The 16550-nt window shown below is 65.2% G+C and carries 14 protein-coding genes, 2 rRNA genes and 2 pseudogenes; 7 read left to right on the plus strand and 11 right to left on the minus strand.

All coding sequences use genetic code 11. From position 1 onward, the window contains the following. Positions 1 to 100: 100 nt before the first annotated feature. The 3 genes and pseudogenes from OG747_RS09555 to OG747_RS09565 form a co-directional block, all read right to left on the minus strand. Positions 101 to 3223 (minus strand): 23S ribosomal RNA (locus OG747_RS09555). 314 nt (positions 3224 to 3537) lie between these two features. After that, positions 3538 to 5063, minus strand: a 16S ribosomal RNA gene (locus OG747_RS09560). The 16S and 23S rRNA genes sit together here, the layout of an rRNA operon. Before the next feature lie 688 nt (positions 5064 to 5751). Then, positions 5752 to 6132: pseudogene (locus tag OG747_RS09565) on the minus strand (DNA-3-methyladenine glycosylase); the annotation flags it as partial. A 49-nt stretch (positions 6133 to 6181) separates the two neighbouring features. On the opposite strand from OG747_RS09565, the gene OG747_RS09570 reads away from it, so the two are divergent. Further along, positions 6182 to 6325, plus strand: a complete 144-nt coding sequence (locus OG747_RS09570; protein ID WP_405878850.1) for a hypothetical protein — start codon at positions 6182 to 6184, stop codon at positions 6323 to 6325. Positions 6326 to 6556: 231 nt separating this feature from the next. Then, entirely contained in the window at positions 6557 to 6739 is a 183-nt protein-coding gene (locus OG747_RS09575; RefSeq protein WP_405885493.1) for a hypothetical protein, read from the plus strand. Here OG747_RS09575 and OG747_RS09580 read toward each other — a convergent pair. Both OG747_RS09580 and OG747_RS09585 read right to left on the minus strand, forming a co-directional pair. Then, positions 6667 to 7278, minus strand: coding sequence for a DNA-3-methyladenine glycosylase (locus OG747_RS09580; protein WP_405878851.1), 612 nt, complete (start codon positions 7276 to 7278; stop codon positions 6667 to 6669). The two genes, OG747_RS09575 and OG747_RS09580, sit on opposite strands and share 73 nt — an antisense overlap. Positions 7279 to 7292: 14 nt before the next feature. Beyond that, a pseudogene (locus tag OG747_RS09585) lies at positions 7293 to 7549 on the minus strand (DNA-3-methyladenine glycosylase); the annotation flags it as partial. 205 nt (positions 7550 to 7754) lie between these two features. On the opposite strand from OG747_RS09585, the gene OG747_RS09590 reads away from it, so the two are divergent. The 3 genes from OG747_RS09590 (at position 7755) to OG747_RS09600 (ending at position 9778) form a co-directional block, all read left to right on the plus strand. After that, entirely contained in the window at positions 7755 to 8540 is a 786-nt protein-coding gene (locus tag OG747_RS09590; RefSeq protein ID WP_405878852.1) for a sporulation protein, read from the plus strand. A 40-nt stretch (positions 8541 to 8580) separates the two neighbouring features. After that, positions 8581 to 9114 carry a YbhB/YbcL family Raf kinase inhibitor-like protein gene (locus tag OG747_RS09595; RefSeq protein WP_405878853.1) on the plus strand — a complete coding sequence of 178 codons (534 nt, stop codon included), beginning with the start codon at positions 8581 to 8583 and terminating at the stop codon, positions 9112 to 9114. Between the two features lie 157 nt (positions 9115 to 9271). Next, positions 9272 to 9778: an HNH endonuclease gene (locus tag OG747_RS09600; protein WP_067364630.1), complete on the plus strand. Its 507-nt coding sequence runs from the start codon at positions 9272 to 9274 to the stop codon at positions 9776 to 9778. A gap of 72 nt (positions 9779 to 9850) precedes the next feature. Here OG747_RS09600 and OG747_RS09605 read toward each other — a convergent pair whose 3' ends face one another. The 3 genes from OG747_RS09605 to OG747_RS09615 all read right to left on the minus strand — a co-directional run bounded on the left by OG747_RS09605 (position 9851) and on the right by OG747_RS09615 (position 12270). Next, entirely contained in the window at positions 9851 to 10786 is a 936-nt protein-coding gene (locus tag OG747_RS09605; RefSeq protein WP_405878854.1) for an SPFH domain-containing protein, read from the minus strand. A gap of 131 nt (positions 10787 to 10917) precedes the next feature. Further along, positions 10918 to 11352: an NfeD family protein gene (locus OG747_RS09610; RefSeq protein WP_405878855.1), complete on the minus strand. Its 435-nt coding sequence runs from the start codon at positions 11350 to 11352 to the stop codon at positions 10918 to 10920. Positions 11353 to 11478: 126 nt separating this feature from the next. After that, entirely contained in the window at positions 11479 to 12270 is a 792-nt protein-coding gene (locus OG747_RS09615; protein ID WP_405878856.1) for an ABC transporter ATP-binding protein, read from the minus strand. Between the two features lie 121 nt (positions 12271 to 12391). On the opposite strand from OG747_RS09615, the gene OG747_RS09620 reads away from it, so the two are divergent. Then, complete coding sequence (locus OG747_RS09620) at positions 12392 to 13180, plus strand: hypothetical protein (protein WP_405878857.1); 789 nt, start codon at positions 12392 to 12394, stop codon at positions 13178 to 13180. Positions 13181 to 13423: 243 nt separating this feature from the next. On the opposite strand, the gene OG747_RS09625 is transcribed toward OG747_RS09620, so the two are convergent. The 3 genes from OG747_RS09625 to OG747_RS09635 form a co-directional block, all read right to left on the minus strand. Continuing rightward, positions 13424 to 13669 carry a chaplin gene (locus OG747_RS09625; protein WP_405878858.1) on the minus strand — a complete coding sequence of 82 codons (246 nt, stop codon included), beginning with the start codon at positions 13667 to 13669 and terminating at the stop codon, positions 13424 to 13426. 161 nt (positions 13670 to 13830) lie between these two features. Further along, positions 13831 to 14472 carry a response regulator gene (locus OG747_RS09630; RefSeq protein ID WP_405878859.1) on the minus strand — a complete coding sequence of 214 codons (642 nt, stop codon included), beginning with the start codon at positions 14470 to 14472 and terminating at the stop codon, positions 13831 to 13833. Beyond that, a complete protein-coding gene (locus OG747_RS09635) occupies positions 14465 to 15634 on the minus strand; it encodes a GAF domain-containing sensor histidine kinase (protein WP_405878861.1) in 1170 nt (389 codons plus the stop codon). The genes OG747_RS09630 and OG747_RS09635 overlap by 8 nt, the downstream gene beginning before the upstream one ends. Before the next feature lie 188 nt (positions 15635 to 15822). On the opposite strand from OG747_RS09635, the gene OG747_RS09640 reads away from it, so the two are divergent. After that, positions 15823 to 16521 carry an SDR family NAD(P)-dependent oxidoreductase gene (locus tag OG747_RS09640; protein ID WP_405878862.1) on the plus strand — a complete coding sequence of 233 codons (699 nt, stop codon included), beginning with the start codon at positions 15823 to 15825 and terminating at the stop codon, positions 16519 to 16521. Positions 16522 to 16550: the final 29 nt, after the last annotated feature.

A 16550-nucleotide genomic window follows, 5' to 3' on the forward strand; every position in this document is an offset into this window, starting at 1 on the left:
AACGGGCAGCGAACAAGCACACTTTTCAATTGATTAGTGAAACTGTTCAGCCAGCACAACCGTTCGTTGTCTGGGAACAACACAGTGGACGCGAGCAACTGAGGACAAGCCCTCGGCCTATTAGTACCAGTCACCTCCAGCGGTTACCCGCCTTCCAGATCTGGCCTATCAACCCAGTCGTCTACTGGGAGCCTTAACCCCTCAAGGGGGTGGGAATACTCATCTCGAAGCAGGCTTCCCGCTTAGATGCTTTCAGCGGTTATCCCTCCCGAACGTAGCCAACCAGCCATGCCCTTGGCAGGACAACTGGCACACCAGAGGTTCGTCCGTCCCGGTCCTCTCGTACTAGGGACAGCCCTTCTCAATATTCCTACGCGCACAGCGGATAGGGACCGAACTGTCTCACGACGTTCTAAACCCAGCTCGCGTACCGCTTTAATGGGCGAACAGCCCAACCCTTGGGACCGACTCCAGCCCCAGGATGCGACGAGCCGACATCGAGGTGCCAAACCATCCCGTCGATATGGACTCTTGGGGAAGATCAGCCTGTTATCCCCGGGGTACCTTTTATCCGTTGAGCGACGGCGCTTCCACAAGCCACCGCCGGATCACTAGTCCCGACTTTCGTCCCTGCTCGACCCGTCGGTCTCACAGTCAAGCTCCCTTGTGCACTTACACTCAACACCTGATTACCAACCAGGCTGAGGGAACCTTTGGGCGCCTCCGTTACTCTTTAGGAGGCAACCGCCCCAGTTAAACTACCCATCAGACACTGTCCCTGATCCGGATCACGGACCCAGGTTAGACATCCAGCACGACCAGAGTGGTATTTCAACGACGACTCCACAACAGCTGGCGCTGCCGCTTCAAAGTCTCCCACCTATCCTACACAAGCCGAACCGAACACCAATATCAAACTGTAGTAAAGGTCCCGGGGTCTTTCCGTCCTGCTGCGCGAAACGAGCATCTTTACTCGTAGTGCAATTTCACCGGGCCTATGGTTGAGACAGTCGAGAAGTCGTTACGCCATTCGTGCAGGTCGGAACTTACCCGACAAGGAATTTCGCTACCTTAGGATGGTTATAGTTACCACCGCCGTTTACTGGCGCTTAAGTTCTCAGCTTCGCCACCCCGAAGAGTGACTAACCGGTCCCCTTAACGTTCCAGCACCGGGCAGGCGTCAGTCCGTATACATCGCCTTACGGCTTCGCACGGACCTGTGTTTTTAGTAAACAGTCGCTTCTCGCTGGTCTCTGCGGCCACCCCCAGCTCAGAGTGCAAGACTCATCACCGGTGATGGCCCCCCTTCTCCCGAAGTTACGGGGGCATTTTGCCGAGTTCCTTAACCATAGTTCACCCGAACGCCTCGGTATTCTCTACCTGACCACCTGAGTCGGTTTAGGGTACGGGCCGCCATGAAACTCGCTAGAGGCTTTTCTCGACAGCATAGGATCATCCACTTCACCACAATCGGCTCGGCATCAGGTCTCAGCCTTGATGTGCGACGGATTTGCCTATCGCACGGCCTACACCCTTACCCCGGGACAACCACCGCCCGGGATGGACTACCTTCCTGCGTCACCCCATCACTCACCTACTACAGGTCTGGTCCGTCGGCTCCACCACTCCCCTTTGCCCGAAGGCTCCGGGACGGCTTCACGGACTTAGCATCGCCTGGTTCAATGTTTGACGCTTCACAGCGGGTACCGGAATATCAACCGGTTATCCATCGACTACGCCTGTCGGCCTCGCCTTAGGTCCCGACTTACCCTGGGCAGATCAGCTTGACCCAGGAACCCTTAGTCAATCGGCGCACACGTTTCTCACGTGTGTATCGCTACTCATGCCTGCATTCTCACTCGTGAACCGTCCACCACTGCCTTCCGGCGCGGCTTCACCCGGCACACGACGCTCCCCTACCCATCACAGCAGGCGTTGGCCCTATAGCTGCAATGACACGACTTCGGCGGTACGCTTGAGCCCCGCTACATTGTCGGCGCGGAATCACTAGACCAGTGAGCTATTACGCACTCTTTCAAGGGTGGCTGCTTCTAAGCCAACCTCCTGGTTGTCTCTGCGACTCCACATCCTTTCCCACTTAGCGTACGCTTAGGGGCCTTAGTCGATGCTCTGGGCTGTTTCCCTCTCGACCATGGAGCTTATCCCCCACAGTCTCACTGCCGCGCTCTCACTTACCGGCATTCGGAGTTTGGCTAAGGTCAGTAACCCGGTAGGGCCCATCGCCTATCCAGTGCTCTACCTCCGGCAAGAAACACACGACGCTGCACCTAAATGCATTTCGGGGAGAACCAGCTATCACGGAGTTTGATTGGCCTTTCACCCCTAACCACAGGTCATCCCCCAGGTTTTCAACCCTGGTGGGTTCGGTCCTCCACGACCTCTTACAGCCGCTTCAACCTGCCCATGGCTAGATCACTCCGCTTCGGGTCTTGAGCGCGCTACTAAACCGCCCTATTCGGACTCGCTTTCGCTACGGCTTCCCCACACGGGTTAACCTCGCAACACACCGCAAACTCGCAGGCTCATTCTTCAAAAGGCACGCAGTCACGAGACACCAAGCAAGCTTGATGTCCGACGCTCCCACGGCTTGTAGGCACACGGTTTCAGGTACTATTTCACTCCGCTCCCGCGGTACTTTTCACCATTCCCTCACGGTACTATCCGCTATCGGTCACCAGGGAATATTTAGGCTTAGCGGGTGGTCCCGCCAGATTCACACGGGATTTCTCGGGCCCCGTGCTACTTGGGTGTTTCTCAAACGAGCCGTTGACGTTTCGACTACGGGGGTCTTACCCTCTACGCCGGACCTTTCGCATGTCCTTCGCCTACATCAACGGTTTCTGACTCGTCTCACGGCCGGCAGACCGTGAAAGAGAAATCCCACAACCCCACATACGCAACCCCTGCCGGGTCTCACACGCATATGGTTTAGCCTCATCCAGTTTCGCTCGCCACTACTCCCGGAATCACGGTTGTTTTCTCTTCCTGCGGGTACTGAGATGTTTCACTTCCCCGCGTTCCCTCCACTTGCCCTATGTGTTCAGGCAAGGGTGACAGCCCATGACGACTGCCGGGTTTCCCCATTCGGAAACCCCCGGATCAAAGCCTGGTTGACGACTCCCCGGGGACTATCGTGGCCTCCCACGTCCTTCATCGGTTCCTGGTGCCAAGGCATCCACCGTGCGCCCTTAAAAACTTGGCCACAGATGCTCGCGTCCACTGTGCAGTTCTCAAACAACGACCAACCACCCATCACCCCCGGTTACCACCGGAGTTCACTGGGGCCGGCACTGAAGGCAGCCAAAATCGGCCGTACCTTCAGACACCCAACAGCGTGCCCGACACCCTCACCGCTTCCCTCATTCGTTCCACGCCCCGAAGAGCAGTACTGGAAGGAGAAGACAGTCAAGTGTGCCGAATAATCAACGTTCCACCCATGAGCAACCACCGTCGAACGTTTGCCGACGTAATGGCCCTGGACCACCAGGCAAGCCTGGCAGCCTAGATGCTCCTTAGAAAGGAGGTGATCCAGCCGCACCTTCCGGTACGGCTACCTTGTTACGACTTCGTCCCAATCGCCAGTCCCACCTTCGACAGCTCCCTCCCACAAGGGGTTGGGCCACCGGCTTCGGGTGTTACCGACTTTCGTGACGTGACGGGCGGTGTGTACAAGGCCCGGGAACGTATTCACCGCAGCAATGCTGATCTGCGATTACTAGCAACTCCGACTTCATGGGGTCGAGTTGCAGACCCCAATCCGAACTGAGACAGGCTTTTTGAGATTCGCTCCGCCTCACGGCTTCGCAGCTCATTGTACCTGCCATTGTAGCACGTGTGCAGCCCAAGACATAAGGGGCATGATGACTTGACGTCGTCCCCACCTTCCTCCGAGTTGACCCCGGCAGTCTCCTGTGAGTCCCCATCACCCCGAAGGGCATGCTGGCAACACAGAACAAGGGTTGCGCTCGTTGCGGGACTTAACCCAACATCTCACGACACGAGCTGACGACAGCCATGCACCACCTGTACACCGACCACAAGGGGGCGACCATCTCTGGCCGTTTCCGGTGTATGTCAAGCCTTGGTAAGGTTCTTCGCGTTGCGTCGAATTAAGCCACATGCTCCGCTGCTTGTGCGGGCCCCCGTCAATTCCTTTGAGTTTTAGCCTTGCGGCCGTACTCCCCAGGCGGGGAACTTAATGCGTTAGCTGCGGCACCGACGACGTGGAATGTCGCCAACACCTAGTTCCCACCGTTTACGGCGTGGACTACCAGGGTATCTAATCCTGTTCGCTCCCCACGCTTTCGCTCCTCAGCGTCAGTAATGGCCCAGAGATCCGCCTTCGCCACCGGTGTTCCTCCTGATATCTGCGCATTTCACCGCTACACCAGGAATTCCGATCTCCCCTACCACACTCTAGCTAGCCCGTATCGAATGCAGACCCGGGGTTAAGCCCCGGGCTTTCACACCCGACGTGACAAGCCGCCTACGAGCTCTTTACGCCCAATAATTCCGGACAACGCTTGCGCCCTACGTATTACCGCGGCTGCTGGCACGTAGTTAGCCGGCGCTTCTTCTGCAGGTACCGTCACTCTCGCTTCTTCCCTGCTGAAAGAGGTTTACAACCCGAAGGCCGTCATCCCTCACGCGGCGTCGCTGCATCAGGCTTTCGCCCATTGTGCAATATTCCCCACTGCTGCCTCCCGTAGGAGTCTGGGCCGTGTCTCAGTCCCAGTGTGGCCGGTCGCCCTCTCAGGCCGGCTACCCGTCGTCGCCTTGGTGAGCCACTACCTCACCAACAAGCTGATAGGCCGCGGGCTCATCCTTCACCGCCGGAGCTTTTAACCCACCCAGATGCCCAGGCAGGTATTATCCGGTATTAGACCCCGTTTCCAGGGCTTGTCCCAGAGTGAAGGGCAGATTGCCCACGTGTTACTCACCCGTTCGCCACTAATCCACCCCGAAGGGCTTCATCGTTCGACTTGCATGTGTTAAGCACGCCGCCAGCGTTCGTCCTGAGCCAGGATCAAACTCTCCGTGAATGTTTTCCCGACTGCGTCTAATTAAAGACTGCGGGGACGACACCACGAGAGCGGAACCAAGGGGAGGAATAATCCCCCCGGTTCACAGCGTCCTCGCTGTGCGCCTGCCAGGCAGTGCCCGGCAGGACTTTTTCAAAGGAACCTCGTCCCAGCCGATCGGCCGGAGACGGGGTATCAACATATCTGGCGTTGATTTTTGGCACGCTGTTGAGTTCTCAAGGAACGGACGCTTCCTTTGTACTCACCCGAGAGAATCTCTCAGGCTTTCCTCCGGGCGCTTCCCTTCGGTCTTGCTTTGCTCTTATTTCGTTCTTGCGTTTCCGACTCTATCAGACCGTTTCCCGATCCGATTTCCTCGGCGCTTTCCAGGTTTCCGCTTTCGCGTCTCCCTTTCCGGCGGTTCCGACTCTACCAGATCCTTTCGGGCCTGATTCCCAGTCAGCGGGGCTTGTCTTCCAGCCTTTGAGCGCTTTCGTCTCGCGGCCTTTCGACATTCACCACGTTAGCCGATTCCCTCCGTGACTCATAATCGAGTTCCGCGAGTTTGAATTCAGGCATGCAGACACGCCGAATTCGCCCCCGCCGAGGGGAAGTCGTAAGTAGTGGGTTGGCCACTTCCGGCTGCTGGCTGAACGCCGTACCCGGGTCAAGCGGCTCGGGCTACATTACGGACCTCTCCAGGGACGCGTCAAGTTGAGCGACGGCGTGGCGTATGGGACCGATAAGGACTCACGGTGGGGTCGTTGGCGACCCAGAAGCGCCAGGGGTGGACGCCCCCGTCGCCGGCCACTCCGGTGCGCGGACCGTTGCGTACCTGGTCGGAGTGGACGGGGGTACCCGTCAGGAGGGTCAGCGGAGAGCCCTCGGGGGAGCAGGCGTCGGTGCCGTCGAGGGCCCTGTCCACGCCGAGTGCCGTGACCAGTCGCGCGGGCCCTTTGGCCAGTTCCTTGTCATTTCGGGCCGAGAGTCGACGTTTGCGAGCGAGTTCGGCGCCCTCGGTGATCTCTCCACGGAGGACCGCGCTCGGGTTGCCCTCGGAACCACACACCGGGTTCATGCAGAACCACATGCGTAGGTAACGCACTGAAGCGCCTTCGCGACGAAGGGAAGCACAAGGGGTGAGTGCGCATCCTGACTCGACCTCTCATGGAACACAGATCGACCGAGAGCTGTACGAGGGTGATCCTGCGCCGTTCATCGAGTGGCAGCGCATCGCCGTTGGCGAGTCGGTTCCCTTCTTGGAGTACGTGAAGAACGAGTGACGTTCGAAGCTGAGCAGCTCGGCGAGCGCGGTGGTGGTCGACGTAGAGCAGATCTTGCGAGCCCTCGAAGCTCCGCCCGAGCTCATCGCCGAAGTGTCGGCGCTCGCCAGGCCGGCCAACACTGAGTGGCGGAACCTTCGAGAGCTTCGCCGGAAGGGGCTCGGGAGGCGACAGGCGGAGTTGAAGTCGTTGGAAGCGACCTCCACACAGATGCGCTGCTTCCTGCTCTCGATGGTTACCGGCCTGCTCGCCACGCCGGAGTACGTACGGGCGAGCCTGGCTCACTCTCCGGCCGACACAAGCAAGGCCACCGGCGAGCCGCGAGCGAGGCGCACAGCGGCTCAGGCTCCGGCGGACGGCTTGGCTCTCGGGCTCAGTCGGTACGCCGAGACCGTTGGATCACCGGCGAGGTAGAAGCGGTGCTGCCAGTCGTGGGCTCTGCTCACTCCTACCCGAGGACCGACCCGGATGAGTGCGGCGGGTACTGGCTCACCCTCGGACAGCGTGACCGAGGCGCCTGTCAGTAGGTCTGTGCCGTTGTGCTCTGCCGTGATGCCGAGCGCTTGGCAGAAGTTCCCCGGCCCCCGCGCGAGACGTGGACTCTCGACCTTGCCCCCTCGCCTCTTGCGTGCCAGGTCTTCCCCTTCGATGACCCTGCCTGCCCGGATGAGGACAGCTGAAGCGATGCCGTCTGCCCCGGTGACGATGTTGACGCACCAGTGGAGACCGTGAGACCGGTAGACGTACAGGTGTCCTGCGGGTCCGAACATGACGGCGTTTCGGGGTGTCCTGCCTCGGTAGGCGTGGGAGGCGGGGTCGGCCGTACCGGAGTACGCCTCGGTCTCCGTGATGGTGATGCTCACGGTTCCCTCGGGTGTCTCGTGGGTGAGGATGGCACCGAGCAGCTTGGGGGCGACTTCTTCAGCGGGGTGAGCGAGATTCACAACGGTCATGCTGACCGACTTGACATGCCATAGGTGAAGTAGACGTATACATGCCCGGGCGGACCGAACATCACGTCGTTGCGGGCCGTGCGGCCGCGATAGGCGTGGGAGCCGGGGTCGTTCGGGCCGTCGTACGCCTCGACCTCCGTGAGGCGGAGCTCGATCGGACCGTCCGCTGTCGTGCGGACGAGGATGCGTCCCTGGAGGTCGGGCGCGACCTCCAGTACGGGCGGTCGAAGAACTCCCGGGTGAGGGGCGTACGGTCAGGGGCCGCGATCATGGCGTACGAGCCTGGTCCAGTAGCCCGGACGGGTGTGGACAGGTGGGGACCGCTGCGTACGCGCGCGTGCCTGCGGATGGTCAAGGAGCGTCTGCCTTGGAAAGGTGAGGGTGCGGAACCGGCCGGGGTCGGATCGCGTTTGTAGGGATCAAGGATCCAGACGGGTGTACGACGGAGCACAGGCGTTGCCTGGGGAGGATGAGACATGGGGTTCAAGCGGCTGCTTGCGAGCCTGGGGGCCGGTGGGGCTTCGGTCGAGACGGTGCTGACCGAGGTCAACGTCGTTCCGGGCGGTGTCGTGCAGGGTGAGGTGCGGATCCAGGGCGGGTCCGTGAACCAGGCCATCGAGGGGCTGTCTGTCGGGCTCCAGGCCAAGGTCGAGGTCGAGGGGCACGACGACCAGGAGTACAAGCAGGACATCGAGTTCACCAAGCTGCGGCTCGGTGGGGCCTTCGAGCTGCAGGCCGGCGCCGTGCACGCGGTTCCCTTCGGGCTCGAGATTCCGTGGGAGACGCCGATCACCACGATCGACGGGCAGCCGTTGCGGGGCATGCACATCGGAGTGACCACCGAGCTGCAGATCGCGCGTGCCGTGGACTCCGGTGACCTGGACCCGATCAATGTGCACCCGCTGCCGGCGCAGCAGGCGATCCTGAACGCCTTCATCCAGTTGGGCTTCCGCTTCAAGAGCGCGGACATGGAGCGCGGTCACATCCGGGGCACCCGGCAGAAGCTGCCGTTCTACCAGGAGATCGAGTTCTTCCCGCCGTCGCAGTACCGCGGGCTGAACCAGGTGGAGCTGAGCTTCGTCGCGGACGACCACGCCATGGACGTCATCCTGGAGATGGACAAGAAGCCGGGCCTCTTCAGTGAGGGCAGCGACACGTACCGCTCCTTCCAGGTGGGTCTGCACGACTACCAGGGCACGGACTGGGCCGCGTACCTGAACCAGTGGCTGTCGGAGGTCGGCAGCAAGCGCAGCTGGTTCTAGGCTCGGGTTCGAGAGATTCCGCCGTTCAGGAGGTTCTGACGTGACCGAGCCCAAGAGGCCGCCGCTCCCCCATGACTTCCATCCGCCCGTTCCGGCCTTCACGGTCACCAGTGAGGACGTCGAGCCGGGCGGGGTACTGAAGGACGCTCAGGTGTACGCGGCCGGGAACACCTCGCCGCAGCTGAGCTGGGAGGGCTTCCCGCCGGAGACCAAGAGCTTCGCCGTGACCTGCTTCGATCCGGACGCCCCGACGGGAAGTGGGTTCTGGCACTGGGTGGTGTTCGACATTCCCGCTTCGGTGACGGAATTGCCGACGGGTGCGGGCAGCGGCAAGTTCGAGGGGCTGCCGGAGGGCGCCGTTCAGGTGCGCAACGACTACGGGTCCAAGGACTTCGGTGGCGCCGCGCCGCCGGCCGGGGATCCGGCGCACCGGTACGTGTTCACCGTGTACGCCGTGGATCAGGAGAAGCTCGGTCCCGACGCGGAGGTGTCGCCGGCCGTCGTGGGATTCAATCTGCGGTTCCACACGCTGGCGCGCGCCCAACTGATGGGTGAGTACGCGTCTCCCGCGTAAAGCGTGAAGACTCACGTTCACTGAACGTTTGCCCGCCTCTGGTCTTGGAAGTGATCAGGGGCGGGCATTTTTATTGCGTTGTCCATCTCGGCGTGCCCGGCCAGAGTTGATCCAAGCCCGCCAGGGGGTGGGCCGGTGCGCACGGGAGGTGGGCTGGATGCGGGACACGCTGGTTCTGAACGCGAGCTTTGAGCCGCTGTCAACGGTGACGTTGAACCGAGCCGTCGTTCTGGTGCTGCAGGACAAGGCTGTCGTCGAGCAGGCCCACCCCGAACTCCGTATGCGCGGCGCCGCGCTGGACATACCCGTGCCTCGGGTGATCAGGCTGTGCCGGTATGTGCGGGTGCCCTTCCGAAGACAAGCGCCGTGGTCGAGGCGCGGTGTGCTGGTGCGCGACCGGCACCGGTGCGCCTACTGCGGCAGGCGGGCGACGACCGTCGACCACGTGGTGCCGCGCGCGCAGGGCGGTCAGGACTCCTGGCTGAATACGGTCGCGTCCTGCGCGGAGGACAACCACCGCAAGGCGGCCCGTACACCGGAGCAGGCGGGTATGCCGCTGCTGCGCCAGCCGTTCGAGCCGACGCCCGCGGACGCGATGCTGCTGGCGCTGGGCCGGGACGACCTCGACGCCCTGCCGGAGTGGCTGGCACAGCCGGCTGCCTAGACGGCCCGGTCCGTACGACGATGGGGCCCACCTCCGCCAAGAGGTGGGCCCCATCGTCGTACGACCAAGTCGTCAGTCGGTGACGGACGGCTTCTCGCGGCGCTCGGTGCCTCCGTTGCCCGAACCGCCGCCCATGGGGCCGAAGTTGCCCATGGCACCGCTCAGGCCCTTGAGGGCGTCGCCGATTTCGCTGGGCACGATCCAGAGCTTGTTGGCGTCGCCCTCGGCGATCTTGGGGAGCATCTGGAGGTACTGATAGGCGAGGAGCTTCTGGTCGGCGTCGCCGGCGTGGATGGACTCGAAGACCGTACGGATGGCCTGGGCCTCACCTTCGGCGCGCAGGGCGGCGGCCTTGGCCTCACCTTCGGCGCGCAGGATCGCGGACTGCTTCTCACCCTCGGCGGTGAGGATCTGCGACTGGCGGATACCTTCGGCGGTGAGGATCGCGGCGCGCTTGTCACGGTCGGCGCGCATCTGCTTCTCCATCGAGTCCTGGATGGAGGTGGGCGGCTCGATCGCCTTGAGCTCGACGCGGTTGACGCGGATGCCCCACTTGCCGGTGGCCTCGTCGAGGACTCCGCGCAGGGCCGCGTTGATCTCCTCACGGGAGGTGAGGGTCCGCTCCAGATCCATGCCGCCGATGATGTTGCGCAGCGTGGTGACGGTGAGCTGCTCGATCGCCTGGATATAGCTGGCGACCTCGTAGGTGGCGGCGCGCGCGTCGGTGACCTGGTAGTAGATGACCGTGTCGATGTTGACCACCAGGTTGTCCTGGGTGATCACCGGCTGCGGCGGGAACGGCACCACCTGTTCACGCAGGTCGATGCGGTTGCGGATCGAGTCGATGAACGGGACCACGATGTTCAGGCCCGCGTTCAGGGTCCGGGTGTAGCGGCCGAAGCGCTCGACGATGGCCGCGCTGGCCTGTGGGATGACCTGGATGGTCTTGATCAGGGCGATGAAAACCAACACCACCAGAATGATCAGGACGATGATGATGGGTGCCATCGATACTCCCCGTACCCTTCTCCGCCTCGGTAATTCCGAAAGATCTTATGGTTGTTGAAGATCTTGCTGGACGAGTCTGACAGACCGTCGTCTGCCACGTGGGGCGTTCGGTTCACTTGCGTCGCACGAGGTCACATGACAATCGCCGTGGCCCCCTCGATGTCCACGACGTCCACCTCCTGGCCCACCTCGTAGGCCTGTCCGGCATCGAGGGCGCGCGCCGACCAGATCTCTCCGCCGAGCTTGATCCGGCCGCCGCCCGAACCGTCCACCCGTTCCAGGACGATGGCTTGTTTGCCCTTCAACGCCTCCACGCCGGTGGCGAGTTGGGGCCGCTGGGCGCGGTGCCGGGCCGCGACGGGACGTACGACGGCGATGAGCGCGAACGAGACGACGGCGAAGACGAGTACCTGAAGGACGACATCGCCGCCAAGACCCGCTGTCGCCGCCGCGGCGGCGGCTCCGGCGGCGAGCATGCCGAACTCCGGCATCGCGGTCACCACGAGTGGGATGCCCAGCGCGGCCGCGCCGACCAGCCACCACACCCATGCGTTGATGTCGTTCACATGGTCATGGTAGGTCCGCGGGCCGGTCACGGACAGGGCGCAGTCCGGGGTGAGAAGGGGCTCGTACGCGGGTACTTCGTGCCGAATGCCGAGTGCGGAGGGCTTCGTGCGGGGTGCTCTTGGCGGTCAGGACATCGGCAGGCCCTGCGCGGTCCAGCGCTCGCCCACCTGCTCGACGACGAGCGGGAGGCCGAAGCAGCGGGAGAGGTTGCGCGAGGTGAGTTCGAGCTCGAGCGGGCCCGCGGCGAGCACCTTGCCCTGACGGATCATCAGGACATGGGTGAAGCCGGGAGCGATCTCCTCGACGTGGTGCGTGACCATGATCATGGAGGGGGCGATCGGGTCGCGGGCGAGACGGCCGAGGCGGCGGACGAGGTCCTCGCGGCCGCCGAGGTCGAGGCCCGCGGCGGGCTCGTCGAGCAGCAGCAGCTCGGGGTCGGTCATCAGGGCGCGGGCGATCAGGGTGCGCTTGCGCTCACCCTCGGAGAGCGTGCCGAACCGGCGGTCCAGGTAGTCGCTCATGCCGAGGCGGTCGAGGAACGCGCGGGCGCGCTGCTCGTCGATGTCCTCGTAGTCCTCGTGCCAGCCCGCGGTCATGCCGTACGCGGCCGTCAGCACGGTCTGCAGGACGGTCTGGCGCTTGGGGAGCTTCTCGGCCATGGCGATACCGGCCACGCCGATGCGCGGGCGCAGCTCGAAGACGTCGACCTTGCCGAGGGTGTCGCCGAGGATGGTGGCGGTGCCCTGGCTGGGGAAGAGGTAGCTGGAAGCGAGGTTCAGGAGGGTCGTTTTACCGGCGCCGTTCGGGCCGAGGATGACCCAGCGCTCCCCTTCCTTGACCGACCAGGAGACCTGGTCCACCAGAGCCCGGCCCTCTCGGACCACGGACACGTCCTCCAGCTCCAGTACATCGCTCATGAGCGCGTTGTCTCCCATTGCAGTCTCGGCCGTCGCTTACGTCTGTGGACGCAGCCCCCAGGGAAAACCTACGCCACCGGTCGGTCGCTCCCATCCATCGGCCGGTCCTTAGGGTGGAGGCATGCTCTCGGAACCACGCTCAGGACGTCTGGCCGCATGGGGAAATGCCCTTTTGGCCGGATTTGTTTCGCCGGATGACGCGGTGCTCGCCATCGTCGGTGAGGATGCGGTGCACCGGGTCGAGGGGCTGCCGGGCGAGTCCGGGCCCGTCGGGCTCACGCTCGCCCTCGGCCGGCTGCGCGCGCTCGGGGTGACCGGACTGCGGGTCGCGCTGCCCGCGCCGGGACATCCGCTCGGGCTGAGCGGGCCGCCGGACTTCAATGCGCGCGCCCTCGTTGCCGAGGAGGCGGTCGTCTGCCATGGCGGCGCGCTCGGGCTCGTCCCCGAGGTCCATGAGGCCGGGCCCGACGGTGATGTCCATGTCGAGGTCGTCTGGCACTGCCTCCCCGTGCGGGAGGCGCCGCCCGCCGATGTGCCCTCGCTCGGTGAGGCCGAGCGGGAGCTGGCGGAGGCGCTGCGCGAGGCGACGGAGGTGTTGTCGCGGCTCGATGTGGCCGGGTCGGGGCCGGTCGCGGAGGCGGCGATCAATGCGTATCGGGCGCGGGCCGAGCGGGGGCGGGAGGTGTTGGCGCCCGGGTATCCGCCGCGTGCGGTACGCGTGCTGGAGCTGGCCCAGCGGGTGGGGTTGCTGATCTCCGTCGCGTACGAGAACGGGCACGGTGGGGCGGTGAGTGCCTCGGAGATCTCGGCGCGGGCGCTGGCGCTGCGGCCGGTGGAGCGGACGGCTCGGCGGGCTCAGGTGGCGGCGTACAACGCGTTTGTGGAGGAGCGGGAGCGGGGGGGTCGCTGAGGCGGCCACGAACGTCGGCGACGGGTGTTTTCGCCCCCGTCGTCCCTACCCTCCCCCAGCTCTCGACTCCGCCCCCCCAGACCCCCGGGTGGGTGTGTCGGCTGCGGGCCGGTGGGGGCCGATCGCGCAGTTCCCCGCACCCCTGGGCGGGGCTGCGCCCCCGGCCCCCTCTCCCGGAGAAGCACGGCGGCCGGCCTCCCAGGAGTGCCTGGGAGGCCGGTGGGGGTGATGGGGGCGTGGGTCTCAGTGGTTGAGGCCCAGGTTGCCGAAGGCCGGGTTCAGGACGCCGATGACGTTCACGCTGTTGCCGACCGCGTTCACGGGGATGTGCACCGGGGCCTGGATGACGTTGCCCGAGACGACGCCCGGGGAGCCCGCGGCGTTGCCGCCCGCCCACGAGCCGTCCGTCGCGGAGGCCATGCCGGCACCGGCGGCGACCAGGCCGCCGGCCACCATCGCGACGGCCGTTGCCTTCTTCAGGTTCTTCACTTCTGAGCCCTCCCTAGCGATCACTGCGGCAAGTCGCCGCAGCACGCACTGGAGAACGGCCGGGATCCGCGAAGGATGCGCCATCCGGGTGACATACACACGACGGTATGAATCTCGGCCCGGAGCGGAACCCTCCGAATTGCCGCCCGCTTCACCGGGCTTCAGCCCGCCGCCCCATGGCGTACGGCCCAGAGCGCGGCCTGCGTCCGGTCGGCGAGGTCGAGCTTCATCAGGATGTTCGAGACATGCGTCTTGACGGTCTTTTCGGAGAGGACGAGCACGCGTGCGATTTCCCGGTTTGAGCGGCCGTCCGCGATCAGGCCGAGCACCTCGCGCTCCCGTTCGGTGAGCGAACCACCTCTCCCCTGGCCCGAGTTGGCCTCCTCCTGGGACAACAGGGCACCCGCCACCTCGGGCTGCAGCAGGATGTGCCCGGCATGCACCGAGCGGATGGCTCCGGCGAGGGCGTCGGGGTCCACGTCCTTGTACACATACCCGGCGGCGCCCGCGCGCAGGGCCGGGACGACGGTGCGCTGCTCGGTGAAGCTGGTGACGATCAGCACGCGCGCGGGGTTGGCGAGTTCGCGGAGCTTCCGCAGCGCGTCGATACCGTCCATGCCCGGCATCTTGACGTCCATGAGGACGACGTCGGGCTTCAACTCCTCGGCACGGGCCACCCCTTCGACGCCGTCGGACGCCTCTCCCACGACCTCGATGTCGTCCTGCACTTCGAGGAAGGTGCGCAGGCCCCGGCGGACCACCTGGTGGTCGTCGACCAGCAGCACCTTGATTGCGTCAGCCACCAGGGACCTCCATCTCGATCGTGGTGCCCCTTCCGGGCGCCGATTCCACGGTGAGTGTGCCGCCGACCCCGCTCGACCGGTCACGCATCGACACCAGGCCGAGGTGACGGCCCGCGGTGCGTATCGCCGTGGGATCGAAGCCGCTGCCGTCGTCGCCGACGCGCAGGACCACGCCGGGTCCGCGCTTCTTGAGGGTGACGTCGACCCGGCCGGCTCCAGAATGCCGCAGCGCGTTGTGCAGGGCCTCCTGGGCGACGCGCAGCATGGCCTCCTCCTGGGCGGCGGGCAGCGCCCGCACCCCGCAGCTGGCGAAGGTCACCCGCGCGGAGTGGGCGCGGTCGAGGACCTGGATCTGGGTGCGCAGGGTGGCGACCAGGCCGTCCTCGTCGAGGGCGGCGGGGCGCAGCTCGATGACGGCGGCGCGCAGCTCCTCGGTGGCCTCCGCGGCGAGCGCGGCCACCTGGTGCAGTTCGTCCTTGGCGCGCGCCGGGTCGCGGTCGACGAGGGCGGCGGCTGCCTGCGCGGTGAGGCGCAGGGAGAACAGCTTCTGGCTGACGGCGTCGTGCAGCTCATGGGCGAGCCGGGAGCGCTCCTCGGCGATGGTGAGCTCGCGGCTGCGCTCGTACAGGCGTGCGTTGGTCAGGGCGATCGCCGCGTGCTGGGCGAGGATCGAGAGGAGTTCCTGATCGTCCTCGGTGAAGCCGCAACCGCCGTCCCGCTCGGCTCGGTCGGTGATCTTGTCGGTGTTCTTGTTCTTGTTCGCCAGGAACAATGCGCCGATGACCTCGTCGCCGTCACGGATCGGCAGGCCCAGGAAGTCGGACATGTCGGGGTGGGCGGCGGGCCAGCCCTCGAAGCGGGGGTCCTTGCGCACGTCGGCCAGGCGCTCGGGGCGGGCCTCCTGCAGCATCGCCGCGAGGATGCCGTGCTGGCGCGGGAGCGGGCCGATGGCCTTCCACTCGGCGTCGCTGACGCCGTCGACCACGAACTGGGCGAAGCCGCCGTGGTCGTCGGGCACACCGAGCGCCGCGTACTGCGCGTCGAGCAGCTCGCGGGCCGAGGCGACGATCGTCTTGAGGACGTCGCGCACCTCGAGGTGCCTGCTCATGGCCAGCAGCGCGGAGCTCACCGCGTACAGACCGGACCGGGGGCCTTGGCTCATGTCCCCAACGTACCTGTGAGGTGTGACAGTGCGTATCCGACCTGTGTCGGCCGCCGCCTAGGCCGGTGGGCCTAGGGCGAAGGACCCCAGGTCATTGGGGCCCGCGCACGAGGCGGCGGGGGCGGCCCGGTTCCTACGTTGAAGGCACCCGCCGGGAGCGGCGGTGATGGGACGAGGGGACGGACGTCATGCCGGTAGCGATCATCACGGGGGCTTCGAAGGGGCTGGGGCGGGCGCTCGGTGCTGCCCTCGCGGAGCGGGGCTGGGATCTGGTGCTCGACGCAAGGACCGCGGGGGTGCTGGAGGAGACGGCGGTGGCGCTGTCCGCGTACGGGACACGGGTGGAGGCGCTGCCCGGGGATGTCACGGACGCCGGGCACCGGGCTGAGCTGGTGGCGGCGGCCCGCAGGCTCGGCGGCGTCGATCTGCTGGTGAGCAACGCGAGCGCGCTGGGCGCCGAGCCGCTGGTACGTCTGGAGGATCTGGCTCTGGACGGGCTGCGGCGGGCCCTGGAGGTCAATGCGGTCGCGGCGCTGGGCCTGGTCCAGGAGGCGCTGCCGCTGCTGCGGGCCGCGGAGGCGGGCGCAGTCGTCGCCATCAGCTCGGACGCGGCCGCCGAGGCGTACGAGACGTGGGGCGGCTACGGGGCTTCGAAGGCCGCTCTCGACCACCTCACGGCGGTGCTCGGCGAGGAGGAGCCCGGGCTGCGGGTCTGGGCGGTGGACCCGGGGGACATGGGCACGGACCTGTACGCGGCGGCCGTACCGGACGACGACGCTCCGCGGCCGGCGCCGGACAGTGTGGTTCCGGCCTTTCTGCGGCTGCTGGACGAACGCCTGGCGAGTGGTCGGTACTCGGCGCCGTCCCTCCTGGATGTGGCCCGATGAGGGGGACCACTGCCGTGGCGCGGCTGGAG

Origin of the sequence: Streptomyces sp. NBC_01384 (genome assembly GCF_045040035.1) — a bacterium.
GTDB lineage: Bacteria > Actinomycetota > Actinomycetes > Streptomycetales > Streptomycetaceae > Streptomyces.

Excerpts from the sequence above, each read along its gene's own strand:
- OG747_RS09575 (WP_405885493.1), top strand. The coding sequence starts at position 6,557 with ATGGTTACCGGCCTGCTCGCCACGCCGGAGTACGTACGGGCGAGCCTG.
- OG747_RS09580 (WP_405878851.1), bottom strand. The coding sequence starts at position 7,278 with ATGACCGTTGTGAATCTCGCTCACCCCGCTGAAGAAGTCGCCCCCAAG.
- OG747_RS09590 (WP_405878852.1), top strand. The coding sequence starts at position 7,755 with ATGGGGTTCAAGCGGCTGCTTGCGAGCCTGGGGGCCGGTGGGGCTTCG.
- OG747_RS09600 (WP_067364630.1), top strand. The coding sequence starts at position 9,272 with ATGCGGGACACGCTGGTTCTGAACGCGAGCTTTGAGCCGCTGTCAACG.
- OG747_RS09605 (WP_405878854.1), bottom strand. The coding sequence starts at position 10,786 with ATGGCACCCATCATCATCGTCCTGATCATTCTGGTGGTGTTGGTTTTC.
- OG747_RS09615 (WP_405878856.1), bottom strand. The coding sequence starts at position 12,270 with ATGAGCGATGTACTGGAGCTGGAGGACGTGTCCGTGGTCCGAGAGGGC.
- OG747_RS09620 (WP_405878857.1), top strand. The coding sequence starts at position 12,392 with ATGCTCTCGGAACCACGCTCAGGACGTCTGGCCGCATGGGGAAATGCC.
- OG747_RS09635 (WP_405878861.1), bottom strand. The coding sequence starts at position 15,634 with ATGAGCCAAGGCCCCCGGTCCGGTCTGTACGCGGTGAGCTCCGCGCTG.
- OG747_RS09640 (WP_405878862.1), top strand. The coding sequence starts at position 15,823 with ATGCCGGTAGCGATCATCACGGGGGCTTCGAAGGGGCTGGGGCGGGCG.